Origin of the sequence: Streptomyces sp. NPDC058464 (assembly GCF_042721035.1) — a bacterium.
Lineage (GTDB): Bacteria > Actinomycetota > Actinomycetes > Streptomycetales > Streptomycetaceae > Streptomyces.
Genome location: NZ_JBHXMA010000002.1, coordinates 24,312 through 38,690, shown reverse-complemented (window position 1 = coordinate 38,690; position 14,379 = coordinate 24,312). Strand labels below are relative to the sequence as shown.

The 14,379-nt window shown below is 71.7% G+C and carries 15 protein-coding genes; 5 read left to right on the top strand and 10 right to left on the bottom strand.

Going from position 1 to position 14,379, the window contains the following annotated elements; translation table 11 throughout:
* Positions 1-26: 26 nt before the first annotated feature.
* Positions 27-1,058: a LacI family DNA-binding transcriptional regulator gene (locus ACFWPQ_RS03155; protein WP_384029389.1), complete on the bottom strand. Its 1,032-nt coding sequence runs from the start codon at positions 1,056-1,058 to the stop codon at positions 27-29.
* 141 nt (positions 1,059-1,199) lie between these two features.
* Between ACFWPQ_RS03155 and ACFWPQ_RS03150 the strand changes: the two genes are divergently transcribed.
* Positions 1,200-3,503: a glycoside hydrolase family 3 N-terminal domain-containing protein gene (locus ACFWPQ_RS03150; RefSeq protein WP_384029387.1), complete on the top strand. Its 2,304-nt coding sequence runs from the start codon at positions 1,200-1,202 to the stop codon at positions 3,501-3,503.
* A gap of 131 nt (positions 3,504-3,634) precedes the next feature.
* Positions 3,635-4,510: a hypothetical protein gene (locus tag ACFWPQ_RS03145; protein ID WP_384029385.1), complete on the top strand. Its 876-nt coding sequence runs from the start codon at positions 3,635-3,637 to the stop codon at positions 4,508-4,510.
* A 15-nt stretch (positions 4,511-4,525) separates the two neighbouring features.
* On the opposite strand, the gene ACFWPQ_RS03140 is transcribed toward ACFWPQ_RS03145, so the two are convergent.
* Complete coding sequence (locus ACFWPQ_RS03140) at positions 4,526-4,711, bottom strand: DUF397 domain-containing protein (RefSeq protein ID WP_384029383.1); 186 nt, start codon at positions 4,709-4,711, stop codon at positions 4,526-4,528.
* Positions 4,708-5,541 carry a Scr1 family TA system antitoxin-like transcriptional regulator gene (locus tag ACFWPQ_RS03135; protein WP_384029381.1) on the bottom strand — a complete coding sequence of 278 codons (834 nt, stop codon included), beginning with the start codon at positions 5,539-5,541 and terminating at the stop codon, positions 4,708-4,710. Before ACFWPQ_RS03135 ends, ACFWPQ_RS03140 begins: the two co-directional genes overlap by 4 nt.
* A 117-nt stretch (positions 5,542-5,658) precedes the next feature.
* On the opposite strand from ACFWPQ_RS03135, the gene ACFWPQ_RS03130 reads away from it, so the two are divergent.
* Together ACFWPQ_RS03130 and ACFWPQ_RS03125 are read left to right on the top strand one after the other, a co-directional pair.
* Positions 5,659-6,330 (top strand): DUF998 domain-containing protein, encoded by a 672-nt coding sequence (locus tag ACFWPQ_RS03130; RefSeq protein WP_384029379.1) that lies wholly within the window; start codon positions 5,659-5,661, stop codon positions 6,328-6,330.
* Positions 6,327-6,986, top strand: coding sequence for a TetR/AcrR family transcriptional regulator (locus ACFWPQ_RS03125; RefSeq protein WP_384029377.1), 660 nt, complete (start codon positions 6,327-6,329; stop codon positions 6,984-6,986). Before ACFWPQ_RS03130 ends, ACFWPQ_RS03125 begins: the two co-directional genes overlap by 4 nt.
* 7 nt (positions 6,987-6,993) lie before the next feature.
* Here ACFWPQ_RS03125 and ACFWPQ_RS03120 read toward each other — a convergent pair whose 3' ends face one another.
* The 5 genes from ACFWPQ_RS03120 to tsaB all read right to left on the bottom strand — a co-directional run bounded on the left by ACFWPQ_RS03120 (position 6,994) and on the right by tsaB (position 11,360).
* On the bottom strand, positions 6,994-8,598 hold the full coding sequence (locus ACFWPQ_RS03120; protein ID WP_384029375.1) for a hypothetical protein: 1,605 nt from the start codon (positions 8,596-8,598) through the stop codon (positions 6,994-6,996).
* 213 nt (positions 8,599-8,811) lie between these two features.
* Positions 8,812-9,075, bottom strand: a complete 264-nt coding sequence (locus tag ACFWPQ_RS03115) for a hypothetical protein (RefSeq protein WP_384029373.1) — start codon at positions 9,073-9,075, stop codon at positions 8,812-8,814.
* A complete protein-coding gene (gene tsaD, locus ACFWPQ_RS03110; RefSeq protein ID WP_361283029.1) occupies positions 9,072-10,166 on the bottom strand; it encodes a tRNA (adenosine(37)-N6)-threonylcarbamoyltransferase complex transferase subunit TsaD in 1,095 nt (364 codons plus the stop codon). The genes ACFWPQ_RS03115 and tsaD overlap by 4 nt, the downstream gene beginning before the upstream one ends.
* Complete coding sequence (rimI, locus tag ACFWPQ_RS03105) at positions 10,159-10,686, bottom strand: ribosomal protein S18-alanine N-acetyltransferase (protein WP_384030056.1); 528 nt, start codon at positions 10,684-10,686, stop codon at positions 10,159-10,161. Before rimI ends, tsaD begins: the two co-directional genes overlap by 8 nt.
* Positions 10,687-10,703: 17 nt before the next feature.
* Positions 10,704-11,360: a tRNA (adenosine(37)-N6)-threonylcarbamoyltransferase complex dimerization subunit type 1 TsaB gene (tsaB, locus tag ACFWPQ_RS03100; protein WP_384029371.1), complete on the bottom strand. Its 657-nt coding sequence runs from the start codon at positions 11,358-11,360 to the stop codon at positions 10,704-10,706.
* A gap of 148 nt (positions 11,361-11,508) precedes the next feature.
* Here tsaB and ACFWPQ_RS03095 point away from each other — a divergent pair, with 148 nt between their 5' ends.
* Positions 11,509-12,072: a hypothetical protein gene (locus ACFWPQ_RS03095; RefSeq protein ID WP_384029369.1), complete on the top strand. Its 564-nt coding sequence runs from the start codon at positions 11,509-11,511 to the stop codon at positions 12,070-12,072.
* A gap of 483 nt (positions 12,073-12,555) precedes the next feature.
* On the opposite strand, the gene tsaE is transcribed toward ACFWPQ_RS03095, so the two are convergent.
* Positions 12,556-13,068 (bottom strand): tRNA (adenosine(37)-N6)-threonylcarbamoyltransferase complex ATPase subunit type 1 TsaE, encoded by a 513-nt coding sequence (tsaE, locus tag ACFWPQ_RS03090; RefSeq protein WP_361283021.1) that lies wholly within the window; start codon positions 13,066-13,068, stop codon positions 12,556-12,558.
* Positions 13,034-14,296: an alpha/beta fold hydrolase gene (locus ACFWPQ_RS03085; RefSeq protein ID WP_384029367.1), complete on the bottom strand. Its 1,263-nt coding sequence runs from the start codon at positions 14,294-14,296 to the stop codon at positions 13,034-13,036. The genes tsaE and ACFWPQ_RS03085 overlap by 35 nt, the downstream gene beginning before the upstream one ends.
* Positions 14,297-14,379 lie beyond the last annotated feature (83 nt).

Below are 14,379 nucleotides of genomic sequence, written 5' to 3'. Positions count from 1 at the left end.
CATCCGGCCACTCCCCTTACGGAGTCTCACGGAGCCGGGGGCGCCGCCGTGCTGCTGCGCACCACCAGGCTGGTCGCGAGCTCCACCCGGGTGGCGGTCGTCGCCTCCTCCGCCCGGCCCATCTCGAGCACCAGCCGCGCCGCCGCCTCGGCCATCTCGGTCAGCGGCTGCCGTACGGTCGTCAGCGGCGGCCCCACCCAGCGGGCCACCGGCAGATCGTCGAACCCGACGATGCTCACGTCCTCCGGGATGCGCAGCCCCAGCTCGCGCGCGGCCTCGTAGAGCCCGAGCGCCTGGAGGTCGTTGCCGGTGAAGATCGCGGTGGGCCGCTCGGGCATGCGCAGCAGCTCCAGGCCGAGCCGGTAGCCGGCGTCGTGGTGGAAGTCGCCGGCCTTGATCAGGCCCTGGTCGACGGGGAGCCCGGCGGTCTCCAGCGCGGCCCGGTAGCCGTCCACCCGGGCCCGGCTGCACATCATCCGGGACGGCCCGCTGATCGCCCCGATGCGCCGGTGCCCCAGCTCCACCAGGTGCCGGGTGGCGGCCAGCCCGCCCTGCCAGTTCGTCGCCCCGATCGACGGCACGTCCGGCCCCGGGTCCCCCGCCGGGTCCATCACCACGAACGGGATGGACCGGCTCAGCAGCAGCGCCCGCTGCGACTCGTCGAGACCCGACAGCACCAGCACCACCCCGTGCGGGCGGCGCGCCGCCACCTGGTCGGCCCAGGTCCGCCCCGGGGTGAGCCGCCCGGCGCTCTCGCTGAGCACGACACTCAGCCCGGCGTCCCTGGCCACGTTCTCCACCCCCCGGATGACCTCCATCGCCCACGCGCTCTCCAGTTCGTGGAAGACCAGGTCGATCAGCGGCGACCGGGAGGCCTCGGCGCGGCGGCGCCGGTAGCCGTAGGCGCGCAGCAGCTCCTCGACCCGGGTGCGGGTCGCCGGGGCGACGTCGGCACGCCCGTTCAGGACCTTCGAAACAGTCGGAGCGGACACGCCGGCCTCACGGGCGATTTCGGCGAGCGTCGCCGTCTGCGGTTCTGCGGGCTTCGGAGGCGTCATGCCCGCGATCGTATCCCCGCGCTCCCCCTTGACGAAGACCTTCGCGCGCCATAGGTTCCCGGAACATTCGGTGCGTAGTGCGAAACATTCGTAGCAGCGTTCGTAGCAGAGAAGCCCGCAGAGAGCAGAGACGGGAGTTTCATGACCACCGCTCCTTGGCGCGACCCCGCACTGCCCGCCGCCACCCGTGTCGACGACCTGCTCACCCGGATGACGCTGGAGGAGAAGACCGCCCAGCTGTACGGGGTGTGGGTGGGCGCCGCCACGGACGGCGACGGGGTCGCCCCGCTGCAACGCGAGATGACCGCCGACTACGAGTGGGACGAGCTGATCACCCTGGGGCTCGGCCAGCTGACCCGCTCCTTCGGCACCGCCCCGGTGGACCCGGCGCTGGGCGCGCGGGCGCTGGCCCGCGCCCAGCGCCGCATCACCGCGGCCGGCCGCTTCGGCATCCCGGCGATCGCCCACGAGGAGTGCCTGGCCGGCTTCACCGCCTGGCAGGCGACGGCCTACCCGGTCCCGCTCGCCTGGGGAGCCGCCTTCGACCCGCCGCTGGTCGAGGAGCTGGGCCGGCGCATCGGCCACGACCTCCGCTCGGTCGGCGTCCACCAGGGCCTGGCCCCCGTCCTGGACGTGGTCCGCGACCCGCGCTGGGGGCGGGTCGAGGAGACGATCGGCGAGGACCCGTACCTGGTCGGCACGGTCGGCTCCGCGTACGTCCGGGGCCTGGAGTCGGCCGGGATCATCGCCACGCTCAAACACTTCGCGGGCTATGCCTCCTCGGCCGGCGCCCGCAACCAGGCGCCGGTCCGGGCGGGCGTGCGGGAGCTGGCGGACGTCACCCTCCCGCCGTTCGAGATGGCGCTGCGCGAGGGCGGGGCCCGCTCGGTGATGGCGGCGTACAACGAGACGGACGGCGTCCCCGCGTCCGCCGACCCCCGCCTCCTGACCGAACTCCTCCGTGGCGACTGGGACTTCGACGGCACGGTCGTCGCCGACTACTTCGGCATCGGCTTCCTCCAGACCCTCCACCGCGTCGCCGGCACGGAGGCGGAGGCGGCCCATCTCGCCCTCACGGCCGGCATCGACGTCGAACTGCCGACGCTGAAGTGCTACGGCCGTCCGCTGGTGGCGGCGGTCAGGGCAGGCACGATCCCGGAGTCGCTGGTCGACCGCGCGGCCCGCCGGGTCCTGCTCCAGAAGTGCGAACTGGGGATGCTGGACGAGGACTGGACCCCGGAGCCCGCGCAGGAGGGCCCGATCGACCTCGACTCGGCGGCGAACCGCGCGCTGGCCCGCCGCCTGGCCGAGGAGTCCGTGGTGCTCCTCGACAACCCGGACGGAACCCTCCCCCTCGCCCCCGACACCCGTGTCGCGGTGGTGGGCCCGCGCGCCGCGGACGCCCTCGCGATGCTCGGCTGCTACTCCTTCCCGTCCCACGTCCTGACCCACCACCCCGAGGTCGACCTGGGCATCGCCATCCCGACCGTCCTCGACGCCCTCCGTGCCGAACTCCCGGACGCGAAGGTCACGTTCGCCGAGGGCTGCGACGTCTCGGACCCCGACACCTCCGGCTTCGAGGAGGCGGTGGCCCGGGCCGCGGAGGCGGACGTGTGCGTGGCGGTCCTGGGCGACCGGGCGGGCCTGTTCGGCCGGGGCACGTCGGGCGAGGGCTGCGACGTCACGGACCTCGACCTGCCCGGCGTTCAGGCCGACCTGCTGGACGCACTGCTCACGACGGGCGTCCCGGTGGTGCTGGTCCTCCTCACCGGGCGCCCCTACGCGCTGGGCCGCTGGCAGGGCCGGCTCGGCGCGGTGGTGCAGGCGTTCTTCCCCGGGGAGGAGGGCGGCCCGGCGGTGGCGGGAGTGCTGTCGGGCCGCGTCAACCCGTCGGGCCGCCTCCCGGTCAGCGTCCCGCGCGTGCCGGGCGGCCAGCCCTGGACCTACCTCCAGCCCCCGCTGGGCCTCGCGGGCGAGGTCAGCAACCTGGACCCGACCCCGCTGTACCCGTTCGGGCACGGCCGCTCGTACACGAGCTTCGCGTGGGAGCCGACGTCACCCCCGTCGGTCGAGCTTCCGACGGACGGTTCCCACGACGTGACACTGACGGTCCGCAACACGGGCGACCGCGAGGGTACGGAGGTCGTCCAGCTCTACCTGCACGACCCGGTGGCCTCGGTGACCCGCCCTGACGTCCGCCTGATCGGCTACCGGCGCGTGGTCCTCGCCCCCGGCGAATCCCGAAGCCTCGCCTTCCGCTTCCACGCGGACCTCTCGGCGTTCACGGACCGGGAGGGGGCACGGGTGGTGGAGCCGGGGGCCCTGGAGCTGCGGGTGGCGGCGTCGAGCGCGGCGGTGCGGCACACGGTACGGCTGCAACTGACCGGGCCGGTCCGGACGTTGGGGCCGGACCGAGTGTTGCGTTGCGACACGAAGGTGTCGTGAGCAGCACATTCATGGCAAATGCATAGCAGGGCCGCTTTCACAAGAGGCGCGACAGCCGCGTTCAGGATGCGTTCAGGTTCCCCGTGCCAGGGTCGTGATCACGAAATCTCCACACCCCCACAGGAGAAACCTTGACCACGGCCAAGTCGGTCATGAAGAAGCTGCCCGAAGCCACGCTGGCGTTCTGGATCATGAAGATCGCGGCGACGACCCTGGGCGAGACGGCGGGCGACCTGTTCGCCCAGACGCTCAAGCTCGGCTACTTCCTCACCACGGTCATGCTGTTCGCGATCTTCGTCGTGACACTCGTGATCCAGCTGCGTTCGTCCCGCTACAACCCGTTCTTCTACTGGACGGTGATCCTGTCGACCAGCATGGCCGGCACCACCATGTCCGACTTCATGAACCGGGACGCGAGCGCCAAGTACCTGTCGAACGGAGCCGACAAACTGGGCTGGGGCCCGCAAGGTCTGGGCCTCGGCTACCCGGTCGGCGCGGCCATCCTGATCTCCATCCTGCTGGCCATCTTCCTGGCCTGGAAGCTGAGCGGGATGACCTTCCAGATCCAGGACATCGTGACGTTCAAGGGCGAGGCCCTGTTCTGGGCCGCGATCCTGGTCTCCAACACCCTCGGCACCTCGATGGGCGATTTCCTCTCCGACAGCTCAGGTCTCGGCTACCTCGGCGGCGCCGCCCTGGTCAGCGGCGCCCTCCTGGTCCTGGTCCTGCTGATGCGGGCCCCGGCCGTGCCCAACGTCCTGCTGTTCTGGATCGCCTTCGTACTGACCCGACCGCTCGGCGCCACCGCCGGTGACTTCCTGACCAAGCCGACCGCCAAGGGCGGCCTGGACCTGGGCACAGCGGGCTCGTCGGCGGTGCTGCTCGCCATCCTGTTCGGCCTGATGGCGTACGCGCACCTGCAGGAACGCAAGGCCACCACGCCGGGCCCGGAGACCGAGGGCCCGGAGGCGGCAGCGGTCCAGCCGCAGCGGGCGGACCACTCCTAGCCCGCTCCTAGCCCATCACCCCGCCGCGTGCGCGACGAACGAGGCCCAGGCGGCGGGGTGGAGGGCGAGACCGGGGCGCGTGCGGTCCTTGGAGTCGCGGATATGGATGGCGGTCGGGGCGACGGCTACTTCTATGCAGTTGTCGCCCTGAGTGCCGCTGTAGCTGGACTTGAACCACGCCAACTCGTTGGTGTCGCTCATAGCTCTCCTCTGATGCGCTTCAGCAGGCTCACGGAGTCCAGAGGGGTGAGAGCCTGTGCGCGGAGTGTCGCATACCGACGGTGGAGGATGGCTGCCTCTTTCGGGTCGACGATTAGCTGGCCGGTCTGCTGACCTTCCGAGTAGGCGAGACGAGCGCTTTCCGGCGTCTCCAGCAAGGCAAGAGGACCGTCCAGGCCCGCATGAACCTGGCAGTCGAGCGGCATGATCTGGATCTCCACATTGCGAAGTTGGGCGTATCCCAGCATGTGATCGAGTTGGGCGCGGGCCACCTCGTCGCCACCAAGACGGCGCCGCACGATGTGCTCGTCCATGACGAAGCTGAAGGAGGTGTTGGGCCGCTCCCGAAGCATCAACTGCCGCTCCATCCGAGCCTCGGCCTGCGCCTCCACTTGGTCGTCGGACAAGGGCGGAATGCTGTTGCCGAACACCGCCCGCGCGTACAGCTCGGACTGCAACAGCCCCGGAACCAGCCGGCATTCATACGTGGCCAGGCTCACCGCCTCCTGTTCCAGCGCGGCCCACTTCCGGAACCACACCGCGAACCCCGGCTGCCGCGCCACCCGCCCGAACGCTTTCCGCAACGCGCCGGTGTTCCCCAGCTCCCCCTCCGCCGCATCCACGAAACTCTGGTCCGCCAGCCTCCTCCCCAGCTCGATCGAAGCGACGGAGTGCTTGGACATGTGAACCCTCGCTCCGAACTCCTCCCTGCTCAGCCCCGCGTGCTCCCGCAGCCCCTGCACGAACGCCCCGAACGTCTTCATGCTGTCCGACGACTCGGGCTCGCGGCCCACCTCAACGTCACCAGTCATGCACTCAGAGTGACCGATGCCGGTACAGCCCGCAGCCCTATCGCACAAGCGGATAAATCTATCCGCTTAGTGTTACGGTGGTGCCCGCCGACGTGGTCCGAAACCTGAGGAGTCCCCATGTCACGCAGTCGCCGAGTGTCGTTGGGCGCCGTCATCCTGGTGGTGAACGCCCTCCAGTGGGTGATCGCCGAAGCCGTCACGGCCGCCGCCTGGAGCGATCCGCCGTACAGCTACGCCCGGAACTACATCAGCGACCTCGGCGTGCCCGACTGCGGTACGCGGTTCCAGGGGCGGGAGATCTGCTCCCCCGCGCACACGCTGATGGACACGGCGTTCGCGCTCCAGGGGATCCTGTTCGCGACAGGGGTCGTACTGCTGGCCGGCCTGATCGAGGGGCGTGCGCGGCGCGTAGTGACGGTCCTCGCGGTCGCGCACGGAGTCGCGTTCGTGCTCGTCGGCATCTTCCACGGCTCCGCGGAGGGGCCGAAGTACAACCTGGTCATCCATGTCGGCGCGGCCATGGTCGGCATCCTGTGCGCCAACACGGTGGTGATCATGGCGGGACGCCTGCGGAGCCTCGGCCTGCCGCGGCCGTACCGCGTCTTCAGCGTGGCGGTCGGTGTGCTGGGCCTGGCGAGCGAAACCCTCGTGGGGATATCGACGAGCACCGCCGGGGCGTTCGAGCGCGGCGGGGTCTACTCCTGGCTGCTGTGGAGCGCCGTGACCGGCATCCTGCTGCTGGCCGGGCGACTGCCCCGCCCGGCCGTGCTGGAGAATGTCCCGGTGTGACCCCGGACAAGCAACGCCCGCTGCGCGCGGACGCGGAACGAAACCGTCGGCTCGTCATGGACACCGCCGACCGGTTGTTCGCGGAGCGGGGGGCCGTCGCCACCCTCAACGAGATCGCACGCGAGGCGGGCGTCGGGGTCGGCACCGTGTACCGCCGCTTTCCCGACCTCCAGGCGCTGGTCGACGCGCTGTTCACGGAGCGGTTCACCACGTTCCTCGCGCTCGCGGCGGCGGCCGAGGAGCACGCGGACCCCGGCATGGCGCTGCGCCACTACCTGTTGGAGGCGGCGCGGTGGCGGGCCGGGGACCGGGCGCTGGACGTCATCCTCGCCCATGCCGACCTGGACGCCCGCCCGCTCGCCGGGATGCGCGACGAACTCGGGCGTCATGTGGACGGCCTGGTGGAGCGGGCCGTGGTCGCGGGTGCGGTGCGCGAGGACTTCGCCAGCGCCGACGTGTACGCCTACCTGTACATGGTCGGCGCCGTCGTCGACCGCACCCACGACATCGCCCCCGACGCCTGGCGCCGCTACGCCGAGGTCCTGATGGTCGGCTTCGGCCTGGAACAGGCCCCGACGGCCCGGACGTCCGCGATGACCGACGCCCAGCTCCGCCTGACCTGGCCCAGGCCTTCGGCCCGGCCCCCGGCCGACTAGGGGGTTGTCACCCGTGGCCGTGCAGGCGGCTGTGGGCGTGGCAGCCGGAGAGCCGGAAGGAAGCGATCCTGGTGTTCCAGTTTCCGGTACCGTCGGCCGGTTGGTACTGGTTGGTGTACCAGAACGTACAGTCGTCCACCGGGTCGATCGCCATGGAGGTGTAGTCGCCCCAGCGGTTGCTCCCGGTCTGGGAGCCCGCGCCGGTCCACACGGTGGTCTCACGGAACGTCATCAGGTTCGGCGGGTCGTTCGCCAGGCGTCCGGTGATGCGGATCGAGGGACGGGTCCGGGAGGACGACTGCGAGTATCCGAGCGCGATGTCGCCGTTCCCGTTCATGGCCGCGGAGCCCATCCACCGGTAGGTGGAGTCCGGGGCGTAGGTGTTCTGCTGGCGGACGACCGGCCGGCCGTTGCGCAGTCCCAGTTCGTACCAGCGCACGCCGACGCCGCCGCGGGCGTCGACCGCGTGGTTGACGACCAGGGACTCGTGGTCGCCGAAGTTGCGGTACGCGAACCGGTACATGGGCGAGTAGGAGAGCGAGTCCAGTTTCTGGGTGGTGCCGGCCTGGGGGACGCACTGGGTGGGATCGGTGCTCGCGCAGGCCGGGGTGTAGGGGGCCACCCGCAGCCGGAACGGTCCCGCGAGGGTGGTGCGGCTGTGATTCTTCCAGTCCGCGTGGAACCGCCAGTACTGCAGGCTGTCGTGGGTGGGGCCGAGGTTGATCAGCAGGTTGGGCGCGCCGCCCCGCGGGGGCGGGGTCGTGCCGTCGAGGTCCGAGCCGATCGGGATGGTCGCCGCCGGGACGTCGAAGCACTGCTGGTCGGCGTCGGCTCCGCGCAGCATCCGCGTCCGGTCCCAGGCGCACGACTCGAAGAGCGGACCGGCCGCAGTGGCGTTCATGTAGTAGGCGTCCGGCCAGACCGCGAACTTCGGGTGGTCGGGGAGGTTCCGGTACCCGTAGGCGTAGCGGTAGTACCGGCCGGTCGCGTCCTCGGTACGGGACACGGCCACGCACAGCCGGTTCGTGGTGGTTCCGTCGTCGCTGGCGAACTGGCTGATGACCCAGCGGTGAGCCAGGGAGTCCCAGCGGACCTCGGGGTCCCCGAGGAAGTCGGCCTGAGCGGTCTCGCACGGTCCGCCGAACCCTTTGAACAGGGTCTGGGTCGTGAGCGGTCCCAGCAGCGTGGCACCGGACTTGGAGTACACGGCGAGTTCGAAGTTGGTGATCTCCACGAGCTGACGGGAGCCCACCGAGGCGTTGGGGTCGGGTGGGGTGCCGCCGCCTTCCCGGATGCCCTCGAAATTGACGCCCAGCCGGATCCGGTCCCGGCCGCCGGCCCTGGCGAGGGGCGGACGCGACGCCTTGCCGCGGGGCACGACCTGAGGGGTGGACCGAAACGACCTGGATCTCTGCCACAGCTCTCGCAGCGGTGGCGAGGTGTCATGGTGCACCGCGGGGCCGGAGTCGGGGGACCGGGTGGCCCCCGTAGGAGCGGTGGGCTTGGGTACGGTGCCGGCGGCGGGCGTGGCGGACCACGCCGGGGAGGCCAGCAGAGCCGCTCCCACCGAGGCGACGGCGACGATCGAACGCAAGGCGCGGGGTACGTGCATCTACCCTCCGAACGGGTCGGTGAGCCGACCCGTTCGGCCAAGTCGCGAAGCCACACTACGAGGGCGGGCGGCTCACTGATGGTGTGGAAATCCAGTTATCCACCTCGCCCGTCCGGCGCTCGGCCGACCGACGTCGTGTCGGGTGCGGCTCAGCCTTTTGGCGCTGCCCGCGTGACAGCCGTCCGAGAACCCGTCGCTGCCCTCCAGGAGCCTCTAGGGGGTGTCGCCCACCGACTCGAACCGCCAGCGGTGTACCGGCCGGGCGACCAAGTCACCGGGCGGATCGGCGAGTTCGGGGAGGTCAGGGTCGTCGTACGACGCCTCCCACCACGTGATGACCAGCACCCGGTCCTGCGGTGCCCGGAAGGTCTCCCGGCGCAACGGGGCCTCGGGGAGCTTCTGCTCGCGCGCCCACGCGACCAGCTCCTCGCCCCGGCCCTCCTCCGCCCGCGCCTCCCACATCAACGCGACCGTCACGAGTAGAGGTTCTCCTTGCTGACCTCGTGCACATGGTCGTGGTGATGGGTGCCGGGGACGTGCGGGTCCGTCACCGGCAGGGAACTGTCCGCCGAGAGGTCCCAGCCGGACGGGGTCCGGTTGCGGGCGACCATCTCCGCGCCCAGCGCCGCCACCATCGCGCCGTTGTCCGTGCACAACTTCATGCGCGGCACCCGGAGCCGGATGCCGGCCGCCTCGCAGCGCTCCTGCGCGAGGGCGCGCAGCCGCGAGTTGGCGGCGACCCCGCCGCCGATCATCAGGTGGTCGACACCCTCGTCACGGCAGGCCCGGACGGCCTTGCGGGTCAGGACGTCCACGACCGCCTCCTGGAAGGAGGCGGACACGTCGCGGACCGGGACCTCCTCGCCCGCCGCCCGCTTGGCCTCGATCCAGCGGGCCACCGCCGTCTTGAGACCCGAGAAGGAGAAGTCGTACGCCGGATCGCGCGGGCCGGTGAGGCCGCGCGGGAAGGCGATCGCCGAGGGGTCCCCCTCCTTCGCGTACCGGTCGATGACCGGGCCGCCCGGGAAGCCCAGGTTCAGCACGCGCGCGATCTTGTCGAAGGCCTCGCCGGCCGCGTCGTCGATGGTCGCGCCGAGCGGCCGCACGTCGGAGGTGATGTCCGAGGAGAGCAGCAGCGAGGAGTGGCCCCCGGAGACCAGCAGGGCCATCGTCGGCTCGGGCAGCGGACCGTGTTCCAGCTGGTCGACGCAGATGTGGGAGGCGAGGTGGTTGACGCCGTAGAGCGGCTTGCCGAGCGCGTACGCGTACGCCTTCGCCGCCGAGACGCCGACCAGCAGCGCGCCGGCCAGGCCGGGTCCTGCCGTGACCGCGATGCCGTCGAGGTCCCTGGCGCTCACCCCGGCGTCCTTCAGGGCCCGCTCGATGGTCGGGACCATCGCCTCCAGATGCGCCCTGGACGCCACCTCGGGGACGACCCCGCCGAAGCGGGCGTGCTCGTCGACGGACGAGGCGACGGCGTCGGCCAGCAGGGTGGTACCCCGGACGATGCCGACGCCGGTCTCGTCGCAGGAGGTCTCGATCCCCAGCACCAGGGGTTCGTCAGCCATTGGTCTCGGTTCCTTCTTCGGAGGTGGGCCCGGTGGCGGAGCCACTGCCGGGCTGCCCGGTCGTCAGGCGCATCACCAGGGCGTCCACGTTCCCCGGCTGGTAGTAGCCGCGTCTGAACCCGATGGGCTCGAAGCCGAACCGCTCGTAGAGCTTCTGGGCGCGGATGTTGTCGACCCGGCATTCGAGCAGGACCTCGGCACACTCGAAGGCGGTCGCGGCCCGCAGCAACTCGGTGAGCAGCTCCCCGCCGAGCCCGGTGCCCCACTGGTCACGGCGTACGGCGATGGTCTGGATGTCGCCCACCGCGGCGGTGCCGGTGTCGGAGGCGGTGCCGCCCTGGGCGGCGAGCCCCCCGTACCCGACGACCCGGTCGCCCTCCAGGGCCACCAGGTACCGGCGGGTCGCCTCGGGGCCCCTGGCGTGCGCCAGTTCGGACCAGAACATCCCCCGCGACCAGGCGTCCTCGGGGAACAGGTCCTTCTCCAGCTCAAGGACCGGGTCGATGTCCCACCAGCGCATCTCGCGCAGCTGTGCGGTCACTTGGGCGTGACCACCTTGTAGTTCTTGGGCACCTGGGCGTCCGGCCGGCGCAGGTACAGCGGCCGGGGCTCGGGCAGCTCCTCCCCGGCGGCCAGCTTCTCGGCGGCCAGCGACGCCAGGGCCGCGGCGGAGACGTGCTCGGGCTCGTGCGCGACCGGGAAGGTGCCGGGGTAGAGCAGCGCCCCGGCGCCGACGGCGGGCAGCCCGGCCACCTGCTCGGCGATGTCGGCGGGCCGGTCCACCGCGGGATCCGTGCGCCGGGTGCGCGAGTCCTCGTACACCGCCCAGTAGACCTCTTTGCGGCGGGCGTCGGTCGCGACGACGAACGGGCCCTTCTCGATGTCGGCCGCGTAGGCGAGCCCGTCGAGCGTGCACAGGCCGTGGACGGGCACGCCGAGCGCGAGCCCGAAGGTGTCCGCGGTCATCAGACCGACCCGCAGGCCGGTGTAGGGGCCGGGACCGATGCCTGTGACGATCCCGGTGACGGCGTCCAGCCTGACCCCCGCCTCGGCGAGGACGCGGTCCACGGCCGGCAGCAGCAGCTCGCCGTGCCGGCGCGCGTCCACCTGGCTCGACGAGGCGATGACGGCCGAACCGTCGTGCAGGGCGACGGTGACGGCGGGGGTGGCGGTATCCAGAGCGAGCAAGAGCACGCGAACAGCCTACGGCTCCGGCGCCGCGAGCACGGCCGCCGGGGACCGACGGTCACTGGCTGCTACGGTCTGTACGAAGTACGACATATACGGCGAGGCCCCCTCCGAGGCTCGCCGTGGGGCTCTACGGCAGGCAGAGGTGGCGCACGTGGCAGGGACCAGCTCGGGAGTCGTGGCCGGCCTCACCGCGGCCGCCGTCGGGGTGGTCGGTCTCCTCGCCTACCAGGCCTCGGCCACCGTCCCGCCCGGCCTCGGCGGCAGGCCGGCGGCGAGCCCCGCGCCCGGCGCGCCGGCCTCCAAGGCCCCCCGGGACCACCGCCACCCCACCGCCCTGCCGAACAGTTCCGGCACGGGTGAACGGGTGGTGTACTCGGTGGACGACGACCGGGTCTGGCTCGTCAACGAGCGGGGCCGCGTCGAGCGCACCTTCAAGGTGAACCCCGGCACCGTCGACCCGACCACGGGCGCCTACTGGGTGACGTCCCGCTCGAAGGCGATCACGGGCACGGACGGCCTCCCCATCGAGCACGTGGTCCGCTTCGCCACCACGAAGGACGGCTCGGCCATCGGCTTCAGCGCGGTCACCGCGCAACGCCCCGCCGCGCCGCCCGACCCCACGGTGAAGACCGGCGGCATCCGCGAGACCCGCCCGGACGGCACCGCGATGTGGAACTTCGCGACGATCGGCGTGAAGGTGATCGTGATCCGCTGACGCGCCCCGATCGGCGGCGCAGCCGCCGTCTGGGGGCGCGGGGCTGTGTTTGATATGCGGCTACCGCCGCGTGGGCGCGACCAGCCCCCACCGACCTGCAGCGACCCGCCGGCCGAGCCGGCCTAAGCGCTCCGCCGCAAGCGCTGCGACCTTTCGACTGCCGCGCCGTCGTGGCTGGTCGCGCAGTTCCCCGCGCCCCTTCGGGGCGCTGCCGAAATCGGCTTCGCAGGCAGCTCCGGCGCTTTTGGCGGCCGGGACACCGCGTCAGCGGCCGCACACGACGCCAGAAGCTCACGCATCGAAACCCCGGCGACCACGACCGGTCGCCGCTCCTCGGACTGGGACACGGACACGGGCGCCTCCTGAGGTGCGGGGGCGGACGTAGTTAGGTAGACCTAACTACGGACTGGGTACCATGTGACCACGCCCGATACGTCCGGCGCAATATCTTGCCGACGCCTTGTCGGAACGTTCACACGGTCCTCAGGCCGACAGCACCCCGAGATCCACCGTGCCCCACCGCTCCCCCAGCCCCGCCAGGGTCACGTGCCGCACCTCGTCCGTGGTGTCCCCGACCGCCCGGTGGATGCGGACCATGAGCCGGTCGTCGGTCAGCTCCTCGACCTTGCCGTCGCCCCACTCCACGACGACCACGGACTCGGGCAGCGAGACGTCGAGGTCCAGGTCCTCCATCTCGTCGAGCCCGCCGCCCAGGCGGTACGCGTCGACGTGGACGAGCGGCGGCCCGCCCCCCAGGGACGGATGCACGCGGGCGATGACGAACGTCGGCGACGTGACGGCCCCGCGCACACCGAGCCCCTCGCCCAGTCCCCGGGCCAGCGTCGTCTTGCCGGCGCCGAGCTCCCCGCTGAGCATCACGAGGTCACCGGCGCGCAGCAACTTAGCCAGTCGGCGGCCCAGCTCCCCCATCTGCTCGGGGGAGGTGACGATCAACTCGGTCTCAGCCTGGCTGTGCCGTGCTGCTGGTGCTTCCATAGCCACTTACCGTAGCCCCTGCCGGCACGGCACCCGCGCGGGTGAGCAGGTCGGCGAGGCGGTCGGTGACCACTTCCGGGTGTTCCAGCATGACGAGGTGCCCGGCGTCCGGGACGAGCACCAGTTCGGCGTCGGGCAGCAGGTCGGCGATGACCTCGCTGTGCTCGCTGGGCGTGACGAGATCCTGGACCCCGGCCAGCACCAGCACCGGCAGATCCTGGAAGTAGGCGAGCGCGGCCGTCTTGTCGTGGTCGACGAAGGCCGGGTAGAACTCGGCGACCACGTCGATCGGCGTCGACTCGATCATCCGCTCCGCGAACCGCTCCACGGCCGGGTCGACGTCCTTGGACGCGAACGAGTACCGCTTGATGATCCCGGCGAAGAGATCGGCGGTGACCCGCCGCCCCTTCTCCACCAGCGCGGCCTGCGTCCCCAGGGCCTTCAGCACCCCGGGCAGCACCCGGCGCACCGCGTTGACGCCGGCCATCGGCAGCCCGAAGTTGACCTCGCCGAGCCGCCCGGACGACGTACCGACGAAGGCGGTGGCGACCACCCGGTCCCGGATCAGCTCGGGATACTGCGCGGCCAGCGCCATCACGGTCATGCCGCCCATGGAGTGCCCGACCAGCACGATCGGCCCCTCCGGCACGGCCGCGTCCAGGACGGCCTTCAGGTCCCGGCCCAGCTGGTCGATGGTGAGCTCCACGCCGTCCTCGTGCTGGGCGACGCCCCGCCCGGAGCGGCCGTGGCTGCGCTGGTCCCAGTGCACGGTGCGGACGACCCCGCGCAGGGCCGCCCGCTGGAAGTGCCAGGAGTCCTGGTTGAGGCAGTAGCCGTGGCTGAAGACGACGGTGACGGGCGCGGGCGCCTTGCGGCCGAAGAGCCGGCGGCGGCGCGGCGAGACGGCGGGGCCGAGGTCGGGTACCACCTCGTCGACCTCGTAGTACAGCTCGGTGCCGTCGTCGGCGTACGCCTTGCCGGGCGTGCCGCGCAGGGTGCCGTACGGGCCCGCCGAGTCCAGCGCGAGGCGGGCCTTGCGGCGCATCCCGCGGCCGACGGTCATCCGCTCCACGGCGACCCCGGCTGCCGCGCCGGCGGCGAGCACTCCTATGGCGGCTCCGGCGACGCCCGTCACCTTGCGCCAGCTGCCGGAGGCCGTCCCCGTGGCCGAGGCGACGACGGCCGCCGCGGCGGCGTCCGCTACGGCCCCCGCACTGCTCTCGCTCACGTACCGCTCCTCTTCGCCGTACTGCAGTTCGCTGCTTCGGTGACATGTTCGGTGACACGGGTGATGCCAACGTGATGGCTGTT

Excerpts from the sequence above, each read along its gene's own strand:
- ACFWPQ_RS03150 (WP_384029387.1), top strand. The coding sequence starts at position 1,200 with ATGACCACCGCTCCTTGGCGCGACCCCGCACTGCCCGCCGCCACCCGT.
- ACFWPQ_RS03130 (WP_384029379.1), top strand. The coding sequence starts at position 5,659 with ATGTCACGCAGTCGCCGAGTGTCGTTGGGCGCCGTCATCCTGGTGGTG.
- tsaD (WP_361283029.1), bottom strand. The coding sequence starts at position 10,166 with ATGGCTGACGAACCCCTGGTGCTGGGGATCGAGACCTCCTGCGACGAG.
- rimI (WP_384030056.1), bottom strand. The coding sequence starts at position 10,686 with ATGCGCTGGTGGGACATCGACCCGGTCCTTGAGCTGGAGAAGGACCTG.
- ACFWPQ_RS03140 (WP_384029383.1), bottom strand. The coding sequence starts at position 4,711 with ATGAGCGACACCAACGAGTTGGCGTGGTTCAAGTCCAGCTACAGCGGC.
- tsaE (WP_361283021.1), bottom strand. The coding sequence starts at position 13,068 with ATGGAAGCACCAGCAGCACGGCACAGCCAGGCTGAGACCGAGTTGATC.
- ACFWPQ_RS03120 (WP_384029375.1), bottom strand. The coding sequence starts at position 8,598 with ATGCACGTACCCCGCGCCTTGCGTTCGATCGTCGCCGTCGCCTCGGTG.
- ACFWPQ_RS03155 (WP_384029389.1), bottom strand. The coding sequence starts at position 1,058 with ATGACGCCTCCGAAGCCCGCAGAACCGCAGACGGCGACGCTCGCCGAA.
- ACFWPQ_RS03135 (WP_384029381.1), bottom strand. The coding sequence starts at position 5,541 with ATGACTGGTGACGTTGAGGTGGGCCGCGAGCCCGAGTCGTCGGACAGC.